The sequence below is a fragment of the Campylobacter concisus genome, assembly GCF_002092845.1.
GTDB lineage: Bacteria > Campylobacterota > Campylobacteria > Campylobacterales > Campylobacteraceae > Campylobacter_A > Campylobacter_A concisus_AQ.
The window spans coordinates 1-1270 of the sequence record NZ_LVXF01000027.1 but is presented as its reverse complement, the minus strand read 5'-3'; the positions used below and the strand labels follow the sequence as shown (position 1 = coordinate 1270).

Here is a 1270-nt window from a genome sequence, read left to right as displayed (position 1 = left end):
ACTCTTTTTTACTATCTTTTATCCTTTCTCTAGCTATCTTTTGAGCTTTATCTTTTAAATTTGGAGCTTCTTTTACTATTAGATTATAAAGATCTGCAAAGTAATTATCTCTAAAAGAGTTATAGTCTGACTGGTATATAAAGTCTTCTAGAGAGTATTTTTTAAATTTATATTTGCCCTTGGCATCATAGCAAGCAAAGCTTGGTGAAATAGTATGGCTGCCATAGTCCATTATGGGATCAAGTGGATAGTCGTTTATCTGCGAAAAGTCAGAGGCAAATTTTATCATAGCTTCGTCTGGGCTTAAAGGCTCGTAAGCATATAAACTTAAGCCTACTTTCAAGCTAGTTAATAATATAATTTTAAATTTCATCATATTTCCTTACTGAAAAATCTTAAACACATTTGCTGTTTTAATGCGTTTATAGGCTTCTTTCCTATGCTCAAGGCTAAGTTTTTGCGGATTTATAACTGCAGTTATACGTTCTACTATATCACTATTATCCAAATCCGCTTTGCTTTCATCGGCTATTTCATAAAGACGATATTTTTTAGGGTTAGACCTTTCTATAATCCAGAAATATGCAGCACTTATTAAGGCGTATTTACCATCTTGTGATATGAGATCAGGGTTTTTTAATAGATCTATATCTTTGTCGACTAAAAATTTTTTGTGTGAATAATTATTAAATCTTGCATAGTTGTCCTTCCCTGTTAATTGCTTAATTCCTCTGCCTCTAAAATTAAATCCATCATCTCCACCTTCATTGCCTAAATGATTTTTTCCACGATCAGAGTACATAGCGTTACCAACAAATTTTGCCCATTTTGAAGGATCTGTCTTATCGTAATATTGCGGATATAGTTTTTAGCTTCTTCTAATCTAGCTTTACCTCTATAGCTAATTATATTATTCTCTGTAAATTTTTCTAACTCTTCTTCTAAAGTAAAATCACCTTTTGTTGTCTTTGCCTCTACCGCACATTGCCCAAAAAAATGCTCTAATCTATTTCTAGTATCAAGCTTATATTTTACATACATTTGAATTCCGTCATCATCATCTCTTCTATTTAGCTCATCCACCATCTCTTGCAAGATATATTCTTGATTTGTTTTTATATTGGTAAATACTTGTTTTAGCATATCTAGTGTAAATGGATAATCTTTAATCTCTATTAAAACATTTACCCCCTCATCCCCATCTTCCCACATACCTTTATCTACTCTAGTTAAACTCTTTGATTCATTAAAAGAGTTAATAAATTTATCC

2 protein-coding genes and 1 pseudogene are annotated in these 1270 nt (G+C 31.4%); all 3 read right to left on the bottom strand.

The annotated features are described in order from the left end of the window. A pseudogene (locus A3854_RS06085) lies at positions 1 to 373 on the bottom strand (hypothetical protein); the annotation flags it as partial. Positions 374 to 382: 9 nt separating this feature from the next. After that, entirely contained in the window at positions 383 to 802 is a 420-nt protein-coding gene (locus A3854_RS06080) for a hypothetical protein (RefSeq protein WP_084041746.1), read from the bottom strand. Next, positions 772 to 1270, bottom strand: a 499-nt coding sequence (locus tag A3854_RS09610) for a hypothetical protein (protein ID WP_219336935.1), incomplete at its 5' end; no start/stop codon positions are given. The genes A3854_RS09610 and A3854_RS06080, both read right to left, overlap by 31 nt.